Source organism: Leisingera sp. ANG-DT, assembly GCF_000813785.1.
Classification (GTDB): domain Bacteria; phylum Pseudomonadota; class Alphaproteobacteria; order Rhodobacterales; family Rhodobacteraceae; genus Leisingera.
In genome coordinates, this window is sequence record NZ_JWLE01000004.1 from 125,052 (window position 1) to 145,787 (window position 20,736).

A 20,736-nucleotide genomic window follows, 5' to 3' on the forward strand; every position below is an offset into this window, starting at 1 on the left:
TGACCCTGCCTTGGCCAAGCGGAGCAGCTCGCAGCGCTTCTAACCGCTGCCGATCAGCGCGCCGGCGCCCAGCACCAGCGCACCGCCCAGCACCACCTGCATAGTGGCGCGCCAGAACGGGGTTTCCATGAACTTGTTCTGGATCCAGGCGATGGCCCAGAGCTCCACAAAGACGATCAGCAGCGCCAGGGTGGTGGCGGTCCAGAATTCCGGGATCAGATAGGGCAGGGCGTGGCCGAGGCCGCCGACGGTGGTCATGATGCCGGAGGCCAGCCCGCGTTTGACAGGGGAGCCGCGGCCAGAGAGCTCGCCGTCGTCGGAGGCCGCTTCGGTGAAGCCCATTGAGATGCCCGCCCCGACCGAGGCCGCCATGCCAACCAGGAAGGTGGTCCAGGTGTCCTGGGTGGCAAAGGCGGTGGCGAAGATCGGCGCCAGGGTGGAGACCGAGCCGTCCATCAGCCCGGCCAGTCCCGGCTGCACCCAGGTCAGCACGAACTGGCGGTGGGCGGCGCGGTCCTCGTCCGCGCGGGTGTCTTCGTCCAGATGGGCCTCCTGCAACTCGCCCGCACGGGCCTGGTGCCCTGCCTCCGCCGCGGCGAGGTCGCCCAGCAGTTTGCGTGTGGCAGCATCCTGCGTGCGGGCGGCGGCGTGGGTGTAAAACCGTTCGGCATCGCGCTCCATCGCGCGGGCCTCGTCGCGGATGCGGTCGAGGCTCAGGTTCTCCATCAGCCAGATGGGGCGGCGGGCGTAGTATCCCGCCACATGCTCGCGCCGGATCAGCGGGATTGCGGGGCCGAACCGGCTTTCGTGCAGGGCAATCAGTTGGGCGCGGTGCTCGTCTTCCTCCGCCGCCATCCCGTCAAACAGTGCCGCAGAGGCGGGGTATTCGCTGCGCAGCCGCTCGGCATAGCCGCGGTAGATGCGCGCATCGTCCTCCTCGGAGGAAATTGCCAGGGCCAGGATCTCTTGCCCGGTCAGGTCCGTAAACCGTTTGCGCTGGGTGAAAAAACGCATCTGCCGCCCCTCAATTTAGAATAATTCTAAACATAACGGTTCCGCGAGGGAGCGCAAGATGATGCGGGTTCTGCTGTTGCAATGGGGCGGCGCAGGCTACATTAGGCCCAGACCCCTACGCAGCCATTGGAGCCCGCATGAACCAGCAAGCCAGCGTCCTGCGCACCGGCCGCAAATTCGATCAGGTCCTGGACGGCGCGCGCGAGGTGTTCCTGGCGGACGGGTTCGAAGGCGCCAGCGTCGACAAGATTGCCAAGGCGGCGGGGGTCTCCAAGGCGACGCTCTACAGCTATTTCCCCGACAAGCGGGTCTTGTTCATGGAAGTGGTGCGGTCAGCCTGCGTGCAGCAGGCGGATGCTTCGCTGGATCTGGCGCCGGGCAGCTGCGGGCCGCGGGATGTGCTGCGGGCGGCGGCGGAGCGGGTGCACGGGGTGCTGCTGGGCGGTTTCAGCCTGCAGCTGTTCCGCATCTTCGTGGCAGAGGCCGACCGGTTCCCGGAGCTGGGGCCGATGTTCTACGAAAGCGGTCCGATGGTGCTGCACGGGGAGATCCAGGCCTATATGGAGGCTGCGGCGGCGCGGGGCGAGCTAAAGATCGAAGACGCCGATCTTGCCGCGGCGCAGTTCATCGAGCTGTGCAAGGCGGATGTGTTCCTGCGGTTCCTGTTCAAGATCGACACCGAATTCTCTGAGGCCGAGCGCGAGCGGGTGATCAGCGGCGCGATTGACACCTTCATGGCGCGTTTCGGGGCCTGACTTGCCGCCCCGTGGCAGGGGCTGCTGTCCTGTTAGTGTGTGGTGAAGCTGTTGGGGGTGCTGCGGTAGGTCTCGTGGCAGCTGAGACAGCTTTGCATCAGGCCGGGCAGGGTGCGGCGCAGGGCGGGCAGCGAGCGGGTGCTGAGGTTGCGGGCCGCGGCCTCTGCGGTTCCGGCGCGGGTCTTGAAATCCTTCCAGCTGTGCCAGATCAGCGGCCGCGCGTTGGAGCGCGCATCCAGCCGCGGTTTCTTGAAATGCTTGCGAATGCTGCCGGTGGATTTGATCAGCTGGCGCCGGGCGCTGCGCGCCTTGTCCCGGTCGAAGACGATGCGTCCGGCCATCATCCCGGTGAGCACATCCATCGCCGCTTTCTGCCCTGTCATCAGGGCCATCCGCCGGGTCACATGTTTGCTGAGACCGCTGTCTGCCGTGACCGGGGCGGTCACGCCTGCGGCCAGAGCGGCGAGGATCACGAGGAAGGCGAGCCCCTTGAGACGGCGCAGGGTCATTGCGCAGCGCCCCTGCGGATTGACCGAATCGCATTTTGAGAACAAAATAAGAACATCTGCCAAAAAACTCCTGTAACCTGCCGCCTGCCGGCCCTTGCTGCCCGATTTGCCCATGCCCCATCGCCGCATTCTGTCGCTGTGGTTTCCGCGCCTTGGCGCCGAACGCATTTTGCGGGCGGAGCGCGGCGGTATTGCCGGGCCGCTGGCCGTCGTTGAGGAAGTCTCCAACACTCAGGTTATTTCCGCGTTAAACCTGGCCGCCTCGGCAGAGGGGCTGCAGGCCGGCCAGCCCTTGCGCGATGCCCATGCGATGTGCGCGGGCCTGGTGGTGCGGCCGCGCAACCGGGCGGCGGAGATGGCGTTCCTGGCCGCACTCCGGCGCTGGGCGGGCAAGTTCAGCCCCTGGGTGGCGGAGGCGGGGGAGGACGGGCTTACCATCGACCTCACCGGCTGCGCGCATCTGTTCGGCAGCGAGGCGGCGCTGATGGAGACGGCGGGGCAGGATTGCGCGGAGATGGGGCTAAGCGTGCGGATGGGGCTGGCGGACACCCTGGGCGCGGCCTGGGCGCTGGCGCGCTATGCGGGGGAGGAGGCGGCGCCGGAGCGGTCGGGCGACGCCATCGACCAGGAGGCGCGGGCAACCCGTGCCCGGGCGCAGAAACGCCAGAGCGTCAAGCGGCGCCACTGGACCCGCGGCGGCGCGGCGCCGCAGCTGCAGGCGGCGGTGCCGCAGCTGGGGCGGATTGCCGAAGCCGGCCAGGCCTATGGCGCGCTGGCGCCCTTGCCGGTGGCGGCGTTGCGGCTGGACAGCGCCACCGTGGCGCAGCTGAACCGGCTGGGGCTGCGGCGGATCGGCGATCTCTTGGGCCAGCCGCGGGCCAGCCTGGCGCGCCGGTTCGGCCAGGGGCTGGTGCTGCGGCTGGACCAGGCAATGGGCAGCGCGCCGGAGCCGGTCTCGCCCGCGCGCAGCCCGGACCGTTTTGCGGTGCGGCTGACCCTGCCGGAGCCGATCGGGCTGATGGAGGATCTGCTGGCAGGCATCGACCGGATGCTGCCGCGGCTGTGTGCCCGGCTGGAGGCGCGCGGCAAGGGCGCCCGCGTGCTGCGGCTGGAGGCGCACCGCTGCGATCAGGAAATGGAGGCCGTGACCCTGGGCCTGGCCCGTGCCAGCCGCCAGCCTGCCCGCATCCGGCCGCTCTTGGAGATGAAGCTGGAGCAGATCGACGCGGGTTATGGCATCGACATGCTGCGGCTGGAGGTCTTGCAGGCCGAAGCCATTCACGCCGGCACCCCGGCGGGCCATCTGCAGGCAAGTGCCGCGGCGCGGGCGCGGCAGGAGGATGGCGCGGCGCTGGAGGATCTGATCGGCCGGCTGGGCGCGCGGCTGGGGATGGAGGCAATCACCCGCTGCCATCCGGCGGAGAGCCACATTCCGGAAAAAACCTTCACCGTGCAGGCGGCGGCCTGGTCGGAGCCTGCCTCCGGCGATTGGCCCTTGCCGCCGCGCCCGCGGCCGCTGCTGTTGTGGCGGCCCGAGCTGGTGCATGCGCCGGATGTGCCGCAGGTGCCGGAGCGCTTCCGCTGGCGCGGCCGGGACTGGGCGCTGGCAGCGGCGGAAGGCCCGGAGCGGATCGCGCCCGAGTGGTGGCTGGAAGACTCCGAGTGGCGCAGCGGGGTGCGCGATTACTGGGTGGTGGCGACAGGCTGCGGGGCGCGGCTGTGGCTGTTCTTTGCCCATGGCGGCGCGCTGTCGCCGGGCTGGTTCTGCCATGGGTCGTTTGCATAACCAGGCGCAGGGATACTTCGGCGCGGGACGAAGGGTTTTGCTTGGGTGTCCCTGCGCAAACCGCGTAGGGTAGGGGCATGATCACACCGCGCTTCGATATTCTGGGCCAGGCCATCAGCGACGCCAGCCGCACGCAGATGCTGTGCGAGCTGATGGAGGGCCGCGCCTATACCAACAAGGAGCTGGCGGCTGCTGCTGGGGTGACGCCGCAAACCGCCTCGGCGCATTTGCGGCTGCTGCAGGACGCAGGGCTGGTGGTGGCGGAAAAGCGCGGCCGCTGCGTCTATCACCGGCTGGCAGGCGCCGAGGTGGCGCACGCGCTGGAGCAGCTGGCGGCAATTGCGCCTGCCGACAGCCTGCACCGCGCCCAGCAGCGCAAGGCGGGCGGGCTGGCACAGCTGCGCAGCTGCTACGACCACCTGGCAGGCCCGCTGGCGGTGGCGATGACCCGCGCCTTTCTGGACCGCGGCATGCTGGTGGAGGAGCAAGGTGCCTTTCGCGCAGAACCCGCCGGAGAATGGCTGAAACTGGGGGTGGTTCTGCCGGAAAAGACCAGCCGCCAGCCCTTCGTTCGGCCCTGTCTGGACTGGACCGAGCGCAAGCTGCATGTGGCGGGACCAATGGGGCGGCAGATCCTGGAACATGCCTTGGACAGCGGCTGGGTCAAACGGCACCGGCACAAGCGCGGGCTGATGCTGACGGCGCCCGGACGGGTGGCGCTGGAGCAGATTCTGGGTGTGCAGTGCGGGGCACTGGCGGCGGCCTGAGAGGGTCTGAAAAAGGCTCTGATACAGCCGGAAACGCGCTACTTTCGCCTGTGCGCATCCTGCACCACACGAAAAATCGAACGTTAAAACCCTTGATTTGCCGGGGAAACGGCGCAACCTGTTATCTATGAGCTTTGATCAGGTGCAGCCTTTTCCCGGATCTCCCATACCTCAGCAAGTCGCCTTTGACCGCCGGGAACTGTCGGTCATTATGACTCTCTATGGCCGTATGGTGGCCGCCGGGGAGTGGCGCGATTACGGGATTTCTTCCTTGCGTGATCTGGCAGTTTTCTCCGTCTTCCGGCGCACGGCAGAGCATCCGCTCTACCGGATCGAAAAGCGCCCCAAGCTGCGGCTGCGGCAGGGACAGTATTCGGTGGTCGGCATGGACGGGCATATCCTGAAGCGCGGGGCGGATCTGAAGACCGTGCTGAGGGTGCTGGAGCGCAAGCTGATCCGCTCCGTGGAGTAGCCGCAAGCTTTGCGGCAGGGCGGGGACCGGAAAATTCGAATTTTCCGGCTAAAAATCTTCGCAAGATTTTTGCCGCCGGTGGCGGGCGCAGGGGCCTACGCCAGCCGTTTATGCGAGGTAAGCGGGCCGTCGCCTTGGGCCTGGATACGCTTTATTGCAGCACCGATGGGTTCGATGGCCACCGCCATGTCATGGGCATTGGCATGGATCAGCGTCTCTGCGTCCCGCACCAGGGCGACATGACCCTTCCAGAACAGGAGATCGCCGCGGCGGTAGTCTGCGTCCGGAACGGGCTCGCCCAGTTCCTCCTCCTGCATGTCGCTGTCACCAGGGCAGGGGGTGCCGCATGCCAGCAGCGCGGCCTGCACAAGGCCGGAACAGTCGATGCCAAACCGGCTGTTGCCGCCCCAAAGGTAGGGGGTGCCGAGGAACAGCTCTGCCACCATCACCGGATCATCGGCATGGGCACCCAAGGGCGACAGGTGGCGGGCGGGGATGAAGCCAAGGCTGGTTTCCACGAACCGCCCAGTGAACTGCCCGGTGCCGCCCATCACCTCCACCCGACTGCCGTGGCTGAGGGCGCTGGTTTCCGGCGATTTGAAATCATCCGCGGAATAGGCGTGGGTGGCCGGGGCGCTGACCCAGTGGGTGGCCTCGAACGGTGTGGTCAAGGCGGAACTGGGAACATAGCCCACGTAGGAATCCTTGGCGGCCTGCAGGAAGGCCCAGCCGCCACAGTCCTCGTAGACCGTGACCGGTTCGCCGTAGACCAGCTGGCGGTCGCGGGCGCCGTCCGGTGTGCGCAGCAGGTCTGCGACGGGCATGCCGATGCGGGCGGCAATGCCGTCAACACGTTCCAACCCTTCAGGCGCGTGTGTCAGATGGGCGGCGGCGATGCGGTCATTTACCGGAGTACGGCGGCGGTCTGCCATGGGATCAGAGCTCCAGCATGTCCGGCAGCGCAGCAAACAGAGCGCGGGCGCCCTGCAGGGCACCGCCCTTGGGGCGTCCGGGTGCTGCGCTGGGGGTCCAGCCGTAGATGTCGAAATGCATGTAGCGGGTCTTGCCGGCGAAGCGGCGCAGGAACAGGGCGGCGGTGATCGAGCCTGCGAACCCGCCTGAGGGTGCGTTGTCGAGATCGGCAATACCGGGTTCGATCATCGTCTCGTAGGGATCGTGGAAGGGCATCCGCCAGACCGGGTCGGCGGTGCGGGCTGCGCTGACGGCAAGCGCTGCGGCGTCGGCCTCGTGATCGGTGTAGAAAGGCGACAGGTCCGGGCCGACCGCAACGCGGGCCGCGCCGGTGAGTGTGGCCATGGAGACCAAGAGGTCCGGCGCGCCCTCTGCCGCCAGCGCCAAGGCGTCGGCCAGAACCAAACGGCCCTCTGCGTCGGTGTTGTTGTTTTCAACCGTCAGCCCCTTGCGCGACATCAGCACATCGCCGGGACGGAAGGCTGAGCCGGAGACGGCGTTTTCCACTGCCGGGATCAGCACCCTGAGCTGCAGGTTCAGCCCGGCGGCCATGATCATGCGGGCCAGCCCCAGCACGTTGGCCGCGCCGCCCATGTCCTTTTTCATCAGCGCCATGCTGTTTCCGGGCTTGAGGTTCAGCCCGCCGGTGTCGAAACAGACGCCCTTGCCCACCAGGGTGAGCTTGGGGCCGGTGCCGCCCCAGCGCACATCGATCAGCCGCGGCGCGCGGGTCGAGGCGCGGCCGACGGTGTGGATCAGCGGGAAGTTCCGAGCCAAGAGGTCCTCGCCCAGGGTGACGGAGATTTCTGCGCCGAATTCCTGCGCGAGGGATTCGGCTGCGGCTTGAAGCTCTGCCGGGCCCATGTCGGAGGCGGGTGTGTTGATCAGGTCGCGGGTCAGGCATTCCGCCGCGGCCAGCGACTCCACGGCGGCGGAATCCACGGCCTCCAGTGTCTGCAGGGCCGCAGTTTCGCCCTTGGCCTCCTTGTAGCGGTCGAAGCGATAGGCCGTGAGCAGCCAGCCCAGCGACTCGCTGGCGGCATCTTCCGCGGGCAGGCCTGAGGCGATGCGGTAGGTTCCGGCGGGCAGTTTCTGCACGGCTTCGGCCAGCACGAAGCGGCGGCGCGCGCGCTGGGCGGCGCTGCCGTAGCCCGCAAGGGCCATTTCGATCCCGCCATCGGCATCCGGCACTGTCAGCGCCTGGCCGCAGGCGCCGGTGAAGCCCTGCGCCGATGCCCAGGCCTGAACGCGCTGCGGCTGGCCTGAGAGCCAGCTGTCCAATTCATCGCTTGCAATAACATGCACAGGGCAGGCGTCAGGGCCGGGCGCGGCAAAGACTGGCGGCATCGAAAAAACTCCGGTTGCAATCACTTCTGATGCGCCAGAGTAGCCGCCGCCGCGCGGCCTGCAAGCCCTGCGGGCTGCACAATTGTCAGATCGTCATGTCCTGCTGGTCCCAGACCGCGGTCAGCGAACGCTCGCCCACCCGCATCAGCCGGAACAGGATGGCGGCGACCGCCGGCCCGTCCTCGGCATCAATCGCCTCGGTAACGTCCTTGGCAATTGTTGCCAGCGCGGTCATGCCGATCTGTTCGGCCATTGCAATCAGCGACCGGGCGCTCTTGCGCAGGTTCATCATATCGTTCTGCCGCCACAGACGCTCGCAATGCGTCAGGCGGACCGCCATTTCCTCAATCGCCCGGCACACGACGTCCTCAGCACCGGCCTCGCCGAGCTGTTCATAGAGCGCGGAAAGTTTGTCTGGATCTAATCGCACTGTCTCGGAGTGCATCACTGTCAGTATATTGGCCACCACATTCACCCAATTCTTCATGCCCCCACGGCACGCTGCCCAATGTGGAAGCCAGAAGTTTTCAAAAGGTTTCCGCGGGCGGATCAAATCCCTCGAATTTTGAGACAATGCAGGGTAATACGGCCGGCAACGTGAAATGAACCGAGGATTCGACAATGGAATTTGCCAAGCCTCTCCCGAGCTATCTGGTGACCCGTTATCACGGCTGGAAAGCCACTTCATACGAGGAAAACCAGGGCTGGTACCGCCGTCTGGCGACCGAAGGCCAGCGGCCGCGGGCGATGGTGATCTCCTGCTGCGACAGCCGGGTGCATGTGACCTCGATCTTTGGCGCTGACCAGGGCGAGTTTTTCATTCACCGCAATATCGCCAATCTGGTGCCTCCGTTTGCGCCCGATGGCGACCACCACGGCACCTCGGCGGCGGTGGAATATGCGGTCACCGCGCTGAAGGTCTCGCATCTGATCGTGCTGGGCCATTCGCAGTGCGGCGGCGTGCAGGGCTGCATCGACATGTGCAAGGGCCATGCGCCGCAGCTGGAGGAAAAGACCAGCTTTGTCGGGCGCTGGATGGACATTCTGAAGCCGAAATTCGGCGGGGTTGCGGATATTGACGACCCGGTAGAGCAGGCGCGCCAGTTCGAACGGCAGGCGGTTGTCGCCTCGCTGGAGAACCTGATGACCTTCCCGTTCATCGAATCGGCCGTGAAGGCCGGAGAGCTGAGCCTGCACGGTCTGTGGACCGACATCGGCGAGGGCGGGCTGGAATGCTATGACCCCAAGGCGGGTACCTTCGCCCCGGTCTGAGGTCAGGCCGTTTCCTTGCTGATCCCGAATGCAGCCGCCAGATTGGCGGCTGCTTGCGTATAGCCCCCTGCCGCGCCGTCGATAAAGTGGATGTGATCGTCCTCCACCGGAGAGGGCACGATGCAGGTGACCATGGCAGCGTCCTGTTCGTGCAGTCCGAACTGTACCAGACCGGCCGAGGCGGCCTGTTGCAGTTTCTGGCGAATGCGGCGGCTGATCCCGGGCGTGCAGTCCAGTGTCATCTTGAGCCCGTCGTCGAATTTGCGGAAGTCGGAATGCGCCCGCAGCATCGACAGGTAATGCAGCGTGTCAAATGCGCCCACGCGCCGTTTTCCGGTGAAAACCCAGGCGGCAAAGGCGCAATGGCCTAGCAGATAGAGCTTGCGGAGGAACAACGGAAGCCGGCCGCGGGAGGCCTTGGCCTCAAGCGTCAGACCAGCAGGCGGAAACTGCAGCCGGGGGCCTGCCTCGGGAACGGGGTGGCCGCTGTCCTCGAGCTCTGCCGCCAGATCCAGCACATCAGCGGCGAGCCGGGCAAAGTCCTGCGGGCTGGCGCCGGGGGCGGGCTGGGCCACCACAGACAGGATGATGCCGTGTCGGGCAGGGGTGTTGCTCCAGCGGCAGGAGAGGCCTGCGAGGTCGGGCGGGTCCGCCTGCGGGGCAGGGGCAACCGCAAAGGCGCCGGCCTTCATCTGCGCCTCCGCCCAGGCCAGGCCGCCGCCGCTGAACATGGCGAAATCGGCGTGGTCCGACACCGCGTAGCGGGCCACCTGCACGTCCAGCCCCTCGTCGCGGATCGCAGAGGCCGGAAGGACCGCGGCGCGCAGGGAGATGCCGTATTCATCTTCGGTCCAGCTGCGTAAGGATCCCAGAACGCGCTGTGTTGTGGCCTGATGGCGGGGCGGCACCGCGAAAGAAGCGCCGTCGCCACCGAAGACATAGGGAAACGCCTCGCCCTTAAGCGCGTTACGCATGGCGGCAATCACTGCGGCGCCGACCATGTTCACGGTCTTGTAGCGGCCTGCCTTCACCAGTCCGGTGGAATTCACGATATCGGTGCAGCAAAGCAGCCAATCGCCGGGCAGCGGCGCAAAGACCGATGGGTCGGAGAGATCGCTGAAATCGCGGACCTTGGGGAGGGTGGCATAGAAAGTGTCCGTCGTCATATGCGTCTTCCCTCTGTGGCACGGTCCCGCGGCCTGCCGTTTCTGTGTAAACAAATTGTGCGCCCGCGCCAAACATGCAAGCTGTACGGCAGTCACGAAAAACTGTGCAGGACTTGGGGGAGAGAAAATGCAGGCAGGATTGATCTTATTGTGCCTGGCCTATGTGCTGAGTCAGTTTTTTCGCGCCTTCCTGGCCGTTTTGTCCGGGGTGCTGGGGCTGGATATCGGTGCTGCGCCGGATGATTTGGCCTTTGCCTCCGGGCTTTGGTTTCTGTCCTTTGCGGCAATGCAGCTGCCGGTAGGCTGGGCGCTGGACCACGTTGGCCCCCGCAAAACGGCGTCGCTGCTGCTGCTGCTGGGCGGCGGCGGCGGTGCGGCGCTGTTTGCCGCTGCTACAGCCCCCTGGCATGTCGGTGCCGCCATGTTCCTGATCGGCATCGGCTGTTCGCCGGTGCTGATGGCGTCCTACTATATCTTCGCCCGCCAGTACCCGCCCGCGCGTTTCGCCACATTGGCGGCGCTGATGCTGGGGGTGGGGTCGGCCGGCAACCTGGTGGCGTCTTACCCGACTGCACTGGCGGTTGATCTGTTCGGCTGGCGCGGCACGCTGGCGGGGCTGGCGGTTGTTTCGGGTATCGTCGCGGCGGGGATTTTCATGACCGTCAGTGATCCGGACAAGCCTGAAGGGGAGCACACGGGATCGGTGCTGGACCTGCTGAAGATGCCGGCGATGTGGGCGATCTTCCCGCTGATGCTGGTGGCCTATGCGCCGTCGGGAGCGCTGCGGGGGCTTTGGATCGGGCCTTACTTAAGCGATGTCTACGGACTCAGCACCCAGGCTGTGGGGCTGGCGACGCTGGTGATGGGGGCAGCGATGATTGCCGGCACCTTTGCCTATGGGCCGCTGGACCGGGTGCTGGGCACCCGCAAGTGGCTGATCCTGGGCGGCAACCTGTTGGGCTGCGCGGCCCTGGGCGGGCTGATCCTGGCCACCGGCGCGCCGGTCTGGATGCCGGTGGTCATGATGGCGGCCGTTGGCTTCTTTGGCGCGTCCTTCCCTGTGATCATGGCGCACGGGCGTGCCTTTGTGCCGCCGCATCTGGCCGGGCGGGGGGTGACGCTGCTGAACCTGTTTGGCATCGGCGGGGTGGGAATCATGCAGTTTGCAACGGGCCGTCTCCACGCAAATCTGGCCGGAGCGGACCCATCCTTGCCCTACACGGGTATTTTCACCTTCTTTTTGGTGCTTCTGGGGCTCGGCTGCGCAATTTATCTGCTCAGCCGCGACAGCATGGACTGATCGGCCCCTTTAAACTTGTCCCCATAGGCAGTATCACTCCCGCGCCGGCCATGGGGCCGGGCAATACTGGAGAAACAGACAAATGGGTTACCGCATCGTCGTCGTTGGCGCCACTGGCAACGTGGGCCGCGAAATGCTGAACATCCTGGCCGAGCGCCAGTTTCCTGTGGATGAGATCGCTGCGCTGGCAAGCCGCAAATCTCTCGGCACTGAAGTCAGCTTTGGCGATAAGACACTCACTACCCAGGATCTGGACACCTTCGATTTCACCGGCTGGGACATGGCGCTGTTTGCCGTCGGCTCCGCCGCGACCAAGGATTACGCGCCCAAGGCCGCTGCGGCGGGCTGCACCGTGATCGACAACTCGTCGCTCTACCGCTACGACCCGGAGATCCCGCTGATCGTGCCGGAAGTGAACCCGCAGGCGATCCACGGCTATGCCAAGAAAAACATCATCGCCAACCCCAACTGCTCCACCGCGCAGATGGTGGTGGCGCTGAAGCCGCTGCATGACCGCGCCAAGATCAAGCGCGTTGTGGTCTCGACCTACCAGTCGGTGTCCGGCTCCGGCAAGGACGCGATTGATGAGCTGTGGAACCAGACCAAGGGCGTTTACGTCCCTGGGCAGGAAGTGCAGCCCAAGGTCTACCCCAAGCAGATCGCCTTCAACGTCATTCCGCATATCGACGTCTTCATGGAAGACGGCTCGACCAAGGAAGAATGGAAGATGGTTGCCGAGACCAAGAAGATCGTCGATCCGTCGATCAAGGTCACCGCGACCTGCGTCCGGGTGCCGGTGTTTGTCGGCCACTCCGAATCCGTGAACATCGAGTTCGAGGACTTTCTGGACGAGGACGAGGCCCGCGACATCCTGCGCGAGGCGCCCGGCATCATGGTGATCGACAAGCGTGAGGCCGGCGGCTACGTGACCCCGGTGGAATGCGTTGGCGATTTTGCCACCTTCATCAGCCGCATCCGCCAGGATTCGACCATCGAGAACGGCCTGAACCTGTGGTGTGTCAGCGACAACTTGCGTAAGGGCGCGGCGCTGAACGCGGTGCAGATTGCCGAACTGCTGGGCCGCGAGGTCCTGAAGAAGGGCTGAGGCATATATCCTTTTGGTGAGGGGGGTGCTTCGAAAGAGGCGCCCCCTTTGCTTTTGCGCCCCTGCCGGAGGGCGGCGGCCGGGCCTAACCTGATCCTGAAATTATGAGTGAAGGAGGTGAGGCCATGCTGGCGCAAAAGGAATTTCCCGCAAATGTCATGAACCAGAACGCTGCCCCGGCGCAGACCGCCTGGGCCAGCGCACGTATCCACAAGCGGCTGGATTCGGAGATGGCGGCGCAGCTGCGGATGCTGCTGGCGGGGATCTTTCATTCCGCCCAAAGCTGGCTGGAGCTGCGCAAGGGGCTGAAGCAGCACGGGTTTTACCTGCGCCGGAAAGGGCTGCGCCTGCTGCTCTGCGATATGCACAGCCATGTGGAGATCTGCTCTTGCCGGTTTCTGGGGTTTCCTGCGGCAGTGCTGGAACAGCGTTTGGGCAGCCTTCTGCCGCGGGCCTGAGGCAGGCAACGGCCGGGCTGGCCGGACCTCCCTGACGGGGGTAGCATGGCATCAGGCGGGACCACCGCCGTGATTTTTGATTGAGAGATGCCAATGCGATTTTCTTTGATGGCTTTTGCCTTTTCTTCAATTGCCGCGGCGGCGGCTGCGGACACTATCCCCGTCAGCAGCACGGTGTCGGAGGTGACGCTGTATCCCGGGCTGGCGGAAGTCACCCGCAGCGCCGCGCTGACCCTGCCGGAGGGGCGCCACCGGCTAATCCTGCAGAACGTGCCCAGAACGGCTGCGCTGGAGACACTGCAGGTGGAGATCGCCGGCGCCCGCCGCGTCGCCACCCTGCTGCGTGAGAATTACGTGCCGCCGCGCGATGCGGATGACCCTGAGGTCGAGGCCGCCGAGGCGCGGGTGCGCGAAGTCGAGGCGCGGATTGCCGCGGTGCGGGACGAGGCAGCGCAGGCACGCGCCGGGGTGCGGGCGGCGGAGGCCTCAATCGGGTTCCTGCAGCAGCTGGGCACAAACGAAGGTTTGGCTCAGGCGGATGCGGTTGCATTGAGTGAAATTGCCCGGATGATCTCTGCGGAGGCGGCGGGCGCCAGTCAGGCAGCCGTGGCGTCAGAGGCTGAGGCGCGCCGGATCGAGCTGCAGATGCAGGACTTGGAAGAAGAGCTGGCAGAAGCGCAGGCGGCACTGGCGGCGATCACGCTCGAGGATGACGACCGTCTGTACATCGCAGTGGACATCGAGGCGGAGCAGGCGGGTGAGGGCGCCGTCAAGGTGAGCTACTATACCGCGGGCGCGGGAAATATCGGCTGGCAGCCGTCTTATGAGATGCACTTGAATACCGTGACGGAGCAGCAGGTGATCCTGAAGCGTGCGGTGATGCTGGTGCAGGATACCGGCGAGAACTGGCAGGATGTGGCGCTGACACTGTCGACAGCGGTGCCCGGTGAGCAGGGCAGCCCGTCTGCGTTGCGCCCCTGGCTGCGCCGGATTGAGGAGCCGCAGCCGCCGCGGGCGCTGAAATCCATGGGGCAGGATGTGGCGGAACTGTCCGCGCTGGCGGAGCCGGTGCTGGAGGCGCCTGCCGTCTTTGAAGAAACCCGGGGCGGCTGGGGCGCGGATCTGGGCGGTGCCGCGGCGACTTACCGGTTCGGGTTGCCGGTGTCGATTGCCTCCGGCGCCGATCTGCTGCGGTTGGAAATGGACAGCCTGACGGCGGAGGCAAAGGTGCAGGCGGTGGCAGTGCCGTCGCGGGATGAGACCGCCTATAGAGTGTCGACCTTCACCAACAGTTTCGGCGAGCAGCTGCTGGCCTCGGATGAGGTGCCGCGGTTTGTCGATGGCAAGCTGGTCACGGTGGAGGACTTCGCCGGGCTGGCGCCGGGGGCGGAGATGGACGCAGGGTTCGGCCCCATCGAAGGGCTTCAGTTGCGCCGCGACGTGCTGGGGCAGAGCGAGGGTGAGCAGGGGCTGATCTCACGCAGCAACGCGCAGGTGCAGAAGGTGGAGATCACGGTGGAGAACCTGACTGCGCAGGAGTGGGTGGTGCGGGTTCTGGACCGGGTGCCTTATTCGCAGCAGGACGATCTGGAAATTGAGTGGAGCGCCACGCCGCGGCCCACGAAGGAAAACGTCGAGAAGCAGCGCGGCATTCTGGCCTGGGATCTGGAGCTGGGTGCTGGCGAGAGTGAAACCATCCAATTGGATACCACGCTCAGCTGGCCCGAGGGCATGGTGCTGCGCTGACGCTGGTTTGGTGTCAGGCAACGGACAGGTGGCTCCCGCCCGTCGTCAGGCATTGAAAATACCTTCCTCCCGTTGGGCGTGGCACCGCGCTTGGCGCGGTGCCACGCCCAAGACAGCTGCCGCTGCGCTGGCAAAGCCGGAGCAGCGGGCAGGCGCGGGAGTGCTTCCTTTGCGATGTACGGCAGGCGGTTAGTCTGCCTTCCACTTGGCCGCTAAATCACGGGCGTTGCGGGCAAGCACCATGACGTCGATGCCGACCGCCAGGAACTGCGCGCCCATGTCCGCATAGGCCTGAGTAGCCTCATCCGTGGTGCCGAGGATGCCGGGGGCGATACCAGCCGCCTTGATGCGGGTGATGGCATCAGCAATTGCGGCGCGCACCTCCGGGTGGGCGGAGTTGCCTTGGTGGCCCATGTCGGTGGACAAATCCGCCGGGCCGATGAAGACGCCGTCGATGCCCTCGACCTGCAGAATTTCGTCCAACGCAGCCATCCCGGCGCGGTTTTCCACTTGCACCAGCAGGCAGACCTCCTGATCGGCGGTCTGGATATACTCGGAGACCGTGCCGAACATGGTGGCGCGGGCCGCCGTGGCACCGACGCCGCGCAGGCCCTTGGGCGGGTAGTGGCAGGCGCGGACCAGCTCGCGGGCCTGTTCGGCGCTTTCGACGATCGGCACCAGCACCGTCTGGGCGCCTGCATCCAGCACTTGCTTGATCATCCAAGTCTCCCCCACCGGCACCCGCACCACCGGGTGGCTGGGCGAGGCCGCCAGCGCCATCAGTTGGTCGCGGATCGAGCGGATGTCGTTGGGGGCATGCTCGCCGTCGATCACCAGCCAGTCGAAGCCGCAGGTGCCCATGATCTCGGCGAGCTGACCGTCGGCAAAGCTCATCCAGCAGCCGATCTGGCGTTTGCCCTGTGTTAGAGCCTGTTTAAAGGGGTTCTTGGGCGCGGGCATGGGGGCCTCCTGTCAGGCGAAATTGATGGATACGGAACCGAAGGGGCCGAAATCTGCGGCGGTCTCCGTGCCCGGCGGGCATTCGATGGGGCGGATGAAAGAGCCCGAGAGCACGATATCCCCGGCCTCGATCTGTTGTCCATATTCCGCCATCCGCCGCGCCAGCCACAGGACCGAAGTCACGGGATCGTTCAAAACACCCGCGCCGAGGCCGGTTTCCTCGACTGTGCCGTTGCGGGAGGCGATGGCGCCGACCCAGCGCAGGTCATGCGCGTCCACCGCGTGGCGCTCCGCCCCCAGAACCACGCCGGCATTGGCGGCGTTGTCGCTGATGGTGTCGGTGATGATGCGGGCCTGGCCGGTGGCGGGGTCGGCGCGCAGGATGCGGGTGTCGAGGATCTCCAGCGACGGGGCCACAGAACCCGTTGCGGACAGCACGTCCTCGCGGGTGCACTCGGCACCTGCGAGAGGGGATTTCATAATGAACGCAATCTCCGCCTCCACCCGCGGCTGGATGAAGCGGCCAGCAGGAACGGTGGCGCCGTTTTCAAATGCCATGTCGTCCAAGAGCACGCCGCTGTCGGGAGTGGTGATGTTCAGCGCCTGCTGCATGGCGCGGCTGGTGAGGCCGATTTTCCAGCCGATTTTCTTGCGCCCGGAGGCCAGTTTTTGCCTTATCAGAGCCTGTTGTACCGCGTAAGCATCGTCCAGCGTCATGCCAGGATAGGCCAGTGAGAGCAGGCCGCATTGCTGGCCGGATTGCTCGGCTTTGAACAGACGGTCAGCGGCTTCCTGATGCTGTTTCGGGGTCATGCCTCTCCCCCGCTGAACTCATCTTCAACGGTGTTGCGTAAGGTTCCGATGCCTTCGACCTCAACCTCGACCACGTCACCGGGTTTCAGGTACTTCGGCGGATCAAACCGCGCGCCTGCGCCTGTCGGGGTGCCGGTGATGATCACGTCGCCGGGCTGCAGGGTCGTGAAGGTGGAGATATAGGCGATTTCTTCGCGGATCGGGAACATCATCCGGTTGAGGGTGTCATCCTGGCGGGTCTCTCCGTTCACACGGGTGAGGATGCGGGCCTCGTCCAGCTGCGCGGCGTCGGTGAAAGGCACAATCCAGGGGCCGATGGCGCCGGAATTGTCCCAGTTCTTGCCTTGTGTCACGTTGAATTTGGCGTGGCGCACCCAGTCGCGGATGGTGCCCTCGTTTGCCAGCGTCAGGGCCGCGATGTGACCGTAGGCGTCTTCGGGCTTGATCCGGCGGCCCGGCTTGCCGATCACCACGGCGACCTCCCCCTCATAGTCTAGCGTGTGGTTTTCGGGCGGGCGGATCAGCGGACGCTCTGCTCCGGTGAAGGAACGCGGGAAGCGGGGAAACAGGGACATGTGCTTGGGCTGGGCAGAGCCGTCCTTGTACTCCGCGTTGCGGTCCGGGAAGTTGACGCCGACGCAGATGATCTTCTCCGGGTTGGGGATCGGGATTTCGTAGGTGAAATAGGTATGGGTGACGGGTTTGCCTTCCGCGGCCTTCGCCAGCACGGGCAGGCCGTCTGCCGCGATCACTTCGCGCAGAGTGGGCCAGTCCGGGAACTGCGGCGACAGGGCGATCATGCCGGCATCCGTCACCGCGCCATAGAAGGTTTCGCCGTCGGCGGTGTAGGTACCAAAGCGCGTCATTACAGGTTCCTTGCGATTTCGGTGATGACGTCGAAGGCCATCATCACGTCTGCTTCCGTGGTCTCGAATTGACCCGCCTGGAAGCGGATCACCAGCTGGCCGTCGAGGCGGGTCTGGGTCAGGTAGATGCGGCCATCGCCGTTGATTGCATTGACCAGTCGCAGATTCAAATCGTCCAGATCCGCCGCGCCCTCGGGCGCATAGCGGAACGACCAGAGCGACCACATGGGCGCGGAAGTGATTTGAAAATCAGGCTCTAACTTGAGCTTTTCGTGCAATTGTTTCGACCACGTGATGTGGTTGCGCAGGCGCTGGCGCAGGCCCTCCAGGCCGTAGGTGCGGATCAGGAACCAGATCTTGAGCGCGCGGAAGCGGCGGCCCAGCGGCACCGACCATTCGGAATAGTTGATGATGCCGTCATGGCCGTGGGTCTTGAGGTATTCCGGGCTGATCGCGAGGGATTGAATCAGATCATCCGGGTTTTTCAGGAAATGGGCGGAGCAGTCGAATTGCACGCCCAACCATTTGTGCGGGTTGAAGACGATGCTGTCGGCGCGTTCGACGCCGGGCCAATAGTGGCGGTATTCGGGGCAGATCATCGCGGAGCCGGCCCAGGCGGCGTCCACATGGGTGTAGAGACCGTATTTTTCAGCGACGTCCAGCACCTGGTCCACCGGGTCGGTGGCGCCAACGCCGGTGCCGCCAACGCAGAGGATCACACCTGCGGGCTGGTGGCCTGCGGCGAGGTCGGCCTGGATGGCGGCCTCCAGCGCTTCGGGGTCCATGCCGCGCCAGTCCCCCTTGATCGGCACGCGGATCAGGTTCTGCTGGCCGATGCCCGCAACCCAGATGGCCCGGTCGATGGAGGTGTGGACTTCGGAGGAGCAATAGATGCGCAGCGCCTTCTTGCCGAACAGCCCTTGTTGGTTGCCCTGCCAGTTCAGCGCCTTTTCCCGCATCGTCAGGACGGCTGCGAGGGTGGCGGAGGAGGCGGAGTCCTGGATGACGCCCTGGAACTGGTCCGGCAGGTCCAGCGCCTGGCGCAGCCAGTCCATCATCCGCGTTTCCATCTCGGTCGCCGCCGGCGAGGTCTGCCACAGCATGCATTGCGGCGCGATGGCGGAGACGAGGAATTCCGCCAGCACCGAGGGCGCGGCGGCGTTGGAGGTGAAATAGGCAAAGAAGCGCGGGTGCTGCCAATGGGTGATGCCGGGCATCACGATGTCCTCGAAATCGCGGAAAATCGCCTCCATCCCCTCGCCATCCTCAGGCGGGGTTTGGGGCAGGGCGTTCAGCACTTCACCGGGCTTGGTTTTGGCGCGCACGGGGCGGTCACCAACGGTCAGGTGGTAGTCCTGGGTCCAGTCTGCGACCCGGCGGCCCCATTCGGAGAATTTATCCCATTTCATCTCGTATTCCTTAAGTCTGTGCCATAGGCACGGACGGCGCCCGGACCGACCCGTCAAACTGAAAGTTTGCCTTCGGCAAAACGGGGAGGGCGCTTCACGCCCACCCCTCGGTCCGGGCGCCGTCCTTATGTTTTGCTAGGGTGCAATAATCGGCTGCGCGTTCAAAGCGCTGGGTTTCGGAGTGGTTCCTTCGAAGACGGAGCCTTCCTCAAACCAGCTGCGCGGCGCCGGAGCGCCCCAGAGGGTCTGGCGCTGCGGGTCGGTGAGCGACCATTTGATCGGTTCCAGATCCGGGTCGACGGTCTGGTAGTCCGAGCAGTAGATCTCAATCCGGTGGCCGTCGGGGTCGCGCACATAGAGGAAGAAGGCGTTGGAGATGCCGTGGCGGCCGGGGCCGCGCTCGATGTTATCGACATAGCCAGTCGTCGACATCAGGTCCAAGAGGTCAATGATATTCAAGGGGTTCGGCACCCAGAAGGCGGTGTGGTGCAGGCGCGGGCCAAGCCCGTTGGTGAAGGCCACATCGTGCACGCCGCCCTTGCGGTGCATCCAGGCGGCCCAGACCTTGCCGCTCTCGTCATCTTCAGTGAACTCAGTGGTTCGGAAGCCCATCTCGTTATAGAAGGCAACTGCGCCGTCCACATCCGCGCTGAACATGTTGAAATGGTCGATGCGCAGCGGTTTTACCCCATTATAGAGCCTGTATTTCTGGTGGATCGGCTCCAGCCGGTCCATTTTGACGTAGAACTCCAGCGGGATGCCCCAGGGGTCGCGGGTGCGCAGGGTTTTGCCCATGTGCGGGCGCTCGACCCATTCCACCGGCAGGTCCTTGGAGATGAAGAACTCCGCCGCCTTGTCTAGGTCCGGCGCGTCATAAAGCTTGAAGCCCAGCACCCCGACCGAGGCCGTGTTCGCCTGTACCAGCACGATGCAGTGGTGGCCGCGTTCCTCCATCGCACGCAGATAGATGCGCTCGCTGTCCTCATGCGTCACCTGCAGGCCGAGCGTATCCACATAGAAGGCGCGGGAGGCGGCGAGGTCGGTCACGGCGTATTCAACGTGGCTGAGCCGCACGATGTTGAAGGGCGGATAGAGGTTCGGGGCGGGGACGGGCATTCGGGGTCTCCTTTTACTGAACCGGGAAGATCACGTTGGTCTGGCCGGTGCCGGAACTGGGGAAATACTCGGTGATCACTTCGCAGGGGGCAGTGTAGCTGTCCCAGCCAAGCGCGCCATACAGCATGGCGGTGTCGTGCATGGAACCTTCGCCGCAGCAGAAGTCGGCGTATTCGCCCAGCATTTTGAGGAAGGTGGCGTGGTCGCCCTTCTGCCACAGTTCCAGCACCCGCAGGTCCATCTGGCGGTTGAACTCGGAGCTGATGGTGAAGGTGCCGTTGTTGGCGGCATAGTCCTTGTTTGCCCAGATCTTGTGGCTGAGCGAGCCGGAGGCGACCAGCAGCACCTTGCTGTCCGAGGCTTCGACTGCTTCGCGGATGGCCTCGCCGATCACCCGGCTTTCGTCGTGATCGTGGACGGTGCACCAGGCGGCGACGGAGACCACCTTGAAATCGCCTTCGCGGCTCATGAAACGCATCGGGACCAGGGTGCCGTATTCCAGTTCCAGCGAGTCGAGCTGGTGCGACAGGGTGTAGACGCCCTTGTCCGACGCCGCTGCCGCGATGGCATCGCCCAGGGCCGGGTTGCCCTCGTACTCATAGGGCAGGTTCTGGATGAACTGCGGGAATTCGTTGGAGGTGAACAGCCCCTTGAAACGGCTGTTGGCGTTGATGTGGTAGCCCGCGTTGATCACCCAGTGGGTGTCGCAGATCACGATGGTGTCGGCGCCGAGCGCCTTGGCGCGGCGGGCGATTTCCCGGTGGCCGTCGATGGCGGGCTTTCGGGTGCCCTCCAGCCGGCCGGGCTGTTCCGACATCAGCATGGTGGGCACGTGGGTGCATTTGGCGGCGAGAACGATTTCTCCCATGGTCTTCTCCTCAAAGACGGGTTGCGCGTTTCCTT

At 65.2% G+C, this 20,736-nt stretch carries 21 protein-coding genes; 9 read left to right on the forward strand and 12 right to left on the reverse strand.

Going from position 1 to position 20,736, the window contains the following annotated elements; all coding sequences use genetic code 11:
* Positions 1-39 precede the first annotated feature (39 nt).
* On the reverse strand, positions 40-1,014 hold the full coding sequence (mbfA, locus tag RA21_RS04975) for an iron exporter MbfA (RefSeq protein ID WP_039146980.1): 975 nt from the start codon (positions 1,012-1,014) through the stop codon (positions 40-42).
* A gap of 137 nt (positions 1,015-1,151) precedes the next feature.
* Between mbfA and RA21_RS04980 the strand changes: the two genes are divergently transcribed.
* Complete coding sequence (locus tag RA21_RS04980; RefSeq protein ID WP_039146981.1) at positions 1,152-1,769, forward strand: TetR/AcrR family transcriptional regulator; 618 nt, start codon at positions 1,152-1,154, stop codon at positions 1,767-1,769.
* A gap of 32 nt (positions 1,770-1,801) precedes the next feature.
* Here RA21_RS04980 and RA21_RS04985 read toward each other — a convergent pair whose 3' ends face one another.
* Positions 1,802-2,278 carry a c-type cytochrome gene (locus RA21_RS04985; protein WP_039147064.1) on the reverse strand — a complete coding sequence of 159 codons (477 nt, stop codon included), beginning with the start codon at positions 2,276-2,278 and terminating at the stop codon, positions 1,802-1,804.
* Between the two features lie 112 nt (positions 2,279-2,390).
* Between RA21_RS04985 and RA21_RS04990 the strand changes: the two genes are divergently transcribed.
* The 3 genes from RA21_RS04990 to RA21_RS05000 all read left to right on the forward strand — a co-directional run bounded on the left by RA21_RS04990 (position 2,391) and on the right by RA21_RS05000 (position 5,303).
* Positions 2,391-4,064, forward strand: a complete 1,674-nt coding sequence (locus RA21_RS04990; RefSeq protein ID WP_039146983.1) for a Y-family DNA polymerase — start codon at positions 2,391-2,393, stop codon at positions 4,062-4,064.
* Positions 4,065-4,141: 77 nt separating this feature from the next.
* Positions 4,142-4,831, forward strand: coding sequence for an ArsR/SmtB family transcription factor (locus RA21_RS04995; RefSeq protein WP_039146986.1), 690 nt, complete (start codon positions 4,142-4,144; stop codon positions 4,829-4,831).
* 127 nt (positions 4,832-4,958) lie between these two features.
* Complete coding sequence (locus RA21_RS05000; RefSeq protein ID WP_029204641.1) at positions 4,959-5,303, forward strand: DUF2794 domain-containing protein; 345 nt, start codon at positions 4,959-4,961, stop codon at positions 5,301-5,303.
* A gap of 95 nt (positions 5,304-5,398) precedes the next feature.
* On the opposite strand, the gene RA21_RS05005 is transcribed toward RA21_RS05000, so the two are convergent.
* From RA21_RS05005 to RA21_RS05015, 3 genes are all read right to left on the reverse strand, one after another.
* On the reverse strand, positions 5,399-6,235 hold the full coding sequence (locus tag RA21_RS05005) for a C40 family peptidase (protein ID WP_039146988.1): 837 nt from the start codon (positions 6,233-6,235) through the stop codon (positions 5,399-5,401).
* 4 nt (positions 6,236-6,239) lie between these two features.
* Complete coding sequence (locus tag RA21_RS05010) at positions 6,240-7,622, reverse strand: leucyl aminopeptidase family protein (RefSeq protein ID WP_039146990.1); 1,383 nt, start codon at positions 7,620-7,622, stop codon at positions 6,240-6,242.
* Between the two features lie 85 nt (positions 7,623-7,707).
* On the reverse strand, positions 7,708-8,067 hold the full coding sequence (locus tag RA21_RS05015; RefSeq protein ID WP_052254254.1) for a hypothetical protein: 360 nt from the start codon (positions 8,065-8,067) through the stop codon (positions 7,708-7,710).
* Between the two features lie 176 nt (positions 8,068-8,243).
* Between RA21_RS05015 and RA21_RS05020 the strand changes: the two genes are divergently transcribed.
* Positions 8,244-8,894 (forward strand): carbonic anhydrase, encoded by a 651-nt coding sequence (locus RA21_RS05020; RefSeq protein WP_019294554.1) that lies wholly within the window; start codon positions 8,244-8,246, stop codon positions 8,892-8,894.
* A 2-nt stretch (positions 8,895-8,896) separates the two neighbouring features.
* Here the strand turns inward: RA21_RS05020 and RA21_RS05025 are convergent, their stop codons facing one another.
* On the reverse strand, positions 8,897-10,060 hold the full coding sequence (locus RA21_RS05025) for a DUF3095 domain-containing protein (RefSeq protein ID WP_039146993.1): 1,164 nt from the start codon (positions 10,058-10,060) through the stop codon (positions 8,897-8,899).
* Between the two features lie 127 nt (positions 10,061-10,187).
* Between RA21_RS05025 and RA21_RS05030 the strand changes: the two genes are divergently transcribed.
* The 4 genes from RA21_RS05030 (at position 10,188) to RA21_RS05045 (ending at position 14,669) form a co-directional block, all read left to right on the forward strand.
* Positions 10,188-11,360, forward strand: a complete 1,173-nt coding sequence (locus RA21_RS05030; RefSeq protein ID WP_019294552.1) for an MFS transporter — start codon at positions 10,188-10,190, stop codon at positions 11,358-11,360.
* Positions 11,361-11,442: 82 nt separating this feature from the next.
* Positions 11,443-12,465, forward strand: a complete 1,023-nt coding sequence (locus RA21_RS05035) for an aspartate-semialdehyde dehydrogenase (protein WP_039146996.1) — start codon at positions 11,443-11,445, stop codon at positions 12,463-12,465.
* 125 nt (positions 12,466-12,590) lie between these two features.
* Complete coding sequence (locus tag RA21_RS05040) at positions 12,591-12,923, forward strand: hypothetical protein (protein WP_019294550.1); 333 nt, start codon at positions 12,591-12,593, stop codon at positions 12,921-12,923.
* Positions 12,924-13,016: 93 nt separating this feature from the next.
* Positions 13,017-14,669: a DUF4139 domain-containing protein gene (locus RA21_RS05045; protein ID WP_029204639.1), complete on the forward strand. Its 1,653-nt coding sequence runs from the start codon at positions 13,017-13,019 to the stop codon at positions 14,667-14,669.
* Between the two features lie 189 nt (positions 14,670-14,858).
* Here RA21_RS05045 and RA21_RS05050 read toward each other — a convergent pair whose 3' ends face one another.
* The 6 genes from RA21_RS05050 to hpaD (RA21_RS05075) all read right to left on the reverse strand — a co-directional run bounded on the left by RA21_RS05050 (position 14,859) and on the right by hpaD (RA21_RS05075) (position 20,701).
* Positions 14,859-15,629: an aldolase/citrate lyase family protein gene (locus RA21_RS05050; protein WP_019294548.1), complete on the reverse strand. Its 771-nt coding sequence runs from the start codon at positions 15,627-15,629 to the stop codon at positions 14,859-14,861.
* A 12-nt stretch (positions 15,630-15,641) separates the two neighbouring features.
* Positions 15,642-16,442: a 2-oxo-hept-4-ene-1,7-dioate hydratase gene (hpaH, locus tag RA21_RS05055; RefSeq protein ID WP_039146998.1), complete on the reverse strand. Its 801-nt coding sequence runs from the start codon at positions 16,440-16,442 to the stop codon at positions 15,642-15,644.
* Positions 16,439-17,308 (reverse strand): fumarylacetoacetate hydrolase family protein, encoded by an 870-nt coding sequence (locus tag RA21_RS05060; RefSeq protein WP_039147000.1) that lies wholly within the window; start codon positions 17,306-17,308, stop codon positions 16,439-16,441. Before RA21_RS05060 ends, hpaH begins: the two co-directional genes overlap by 4 nt.
* A complete protein-coding gene (locus RA21_RS05065) occupies positions 17,308-18,717 on the reverse strand; it encodes a pyridoxal phosphate-dependent decarboxylase family protein (protein WP_039147003.1) in 1,410 nt (469 codons plus the stop codon). The genes RA21_RS05060 and RA21_RS05065 overlap by 1 nt, the downstream gene beginning before the upstream one ends.
* 135 nt (positions 18,718-18,852) lie before the next feature.
* Positions 18,853-19,833 (reverse strand): 3,4-dihydroxyphenylacetate 2,3-dioxygenase, encoded by a 981-nt coding sequence (hpaD, locus tag RA21_RS05070; RefSeq protein WP_039147006.1) that lies wholly within the window; start codon positions 19,831-19,833, stop codon positions 18,853-18,855.
* Between the two features lie 13 nt (positions 19,834-19,846).
* On the reverse strand, positions 19,847-20,701 hold the full coding sequence (hpaD, locus tag RA21_RS05075) for a 3,4-dihydroxyphenylacetate 2,3-dioxygenase (protein WP_039147010.1): 855 nt from the start codon (positions 20,699-20,701) through the stop codon (positions 19,847-19,849).
* Positions 20,702-20,736: the final 35 nt, after the last annotated feature.

Bases quoted from the DNA above. Each gene is read 5' to 3' on its own strand.
- mbfA (WP_039146980.1), bottom strand. From the start codon at position 1,014: ATGCGTTTTTTCACCCAGCGCAAACGGTTTACGGACCTGACCGGGCAA.
- RA21_RS04980 (WP_039146981.1), top strand. From the start codon at position 1,152: ATGAACCAGCAAGCCAGCGTCCTGCGCACCGGCCGCAAATTCGATCAG.
- RA21_RS04985 (WP_039147064.1), bottom strand. From the start codon at position 2,278: ATGACCCTGCGCCGTCTCAAGGGGCTCGCCTTCCTCGTGATCCTCGCC.
- RA21_RS04990 (WP_039146983.1), top strand. From the start codon at position 2,391: ATGCCCCATCGCCGCATTCTGTCGCTGTGGTTTCCGCGCCTTGGCGCC.
- RA21_RS04995 (WP_039146986.1), top strand. From the start codon at position 4,142: ATGATCACACCGCGCTTCGATATTCTGGGCCAGGCCATCAGCGACGCC.
- RA21_RS05000 (WP_029204641.1), top strand. From the start codon at position 4,959: ATGAGCTTTGATCAGGTGCAGCCTTTTCCCGGATCTCCCATACCTCAG.
- RA21_RS05005 (WP_039146988.1), bottom strand. From the start codon at position 6,235: ATGGCAGACCGCCGCCGTACTCCGGTAAATGACCGCATCGCCGCCGCC.
- RA21_RS05010 (WP_039146990.1), bottom strand. From the start codon at position 7,622: ATGCCGCCAGTCTTTGCCGCGCCCGGCCCTGACGCCTGCCCTGTGCAT.
- RA21_RS05015 (WP_052254254.1), bottom strand. From the start codon at position 8,067: ATGCACTCCGAGACAGTGCGATTAGATCCAGACAAACTTTCCGCGCTC.
- RA21_RS05020 (WP_019294554.1), top strand. From the start codon at position 8,244: ATGGAATTTGCCAAGCCTCTCCCGAGCTATCTGGTGACCCGTTATCAC.
- RA21_RS05025 (WP_039146993.1), bottom strand. From the start codon at position 10,060: ATGACGACGGACACTTTCTATGCCACCCTCCCCAAGGTCCGCGATTTC.
- RA21_RS05030 (WP_019294552.1), top strand. From the start codon at position 10,188: ATGCAGGCAGGATTGATCTTATTGTGCCTGGCCTATGTGCTGAGTCAG.
- RA21_RS05035 (WP_039146996.1), top strand. From the start codon at position 11,443: ATGGGTTACCGCATCGTCGTCGTTGGCGCCACTGGCAACGTGGGCCGC.
- RA21_RS05040 (WP_019294550.1), top strand. From the start codon at position 12,591: ATGCTGGCGCAAAAGGAATTTCCCGCAAATGTCATGAACCAGAACGCT.
- RA21_RS05045 (WP_029204639.1), top strand. From the start codon at position 13,017: ATGCGATTTTCTTTGATGGCTTTTGCCTTTTCTTCAATTGCCGCGGCG.
- RA21_RS05050 (WP_019294548.1), bottom strand. From the start codon at position 15,629: ATGCCCGCGCCCAAGAACCCCTTTAAACAGGCTCTAACACAGGGCAAA.
- hpaH (WP_039146998.1), bottom strand. From the start codon at position 16,442: ATGACCCCGAAACAGCATCAGGAAGCCGCTGACCGTCTGTTCAAAGCC.
- RA21_RS05060 (WP_039147000.1), bottom strand. From the start codon at position 17,308: ATGACGCGCTTTGGTACCTACACCGCCGACGGCGAAACCTTCTATGGC.
- RA21_RS05065 (WP_039147003.1), bottom strand. From the start codon at position 18,717: ATGAAATGGGATAAATTCTCCGAATGGGGCCGCCGGGTCGCAGACTGG.
- hpaD (WP_039147006.1), bottom strand. From the start codon at position 19,833: ATGCCCGTCCCCGCCCCGAACCTCTATCCGCCCTTCAACATCGTGCGG.
- hpaD (WP_039147010.1), bottom strand. From the start codon at position 20,701: ATGGGAGAAATCGTTCTCGCCGCCAAATGCACCCACGTGCCCACCATG.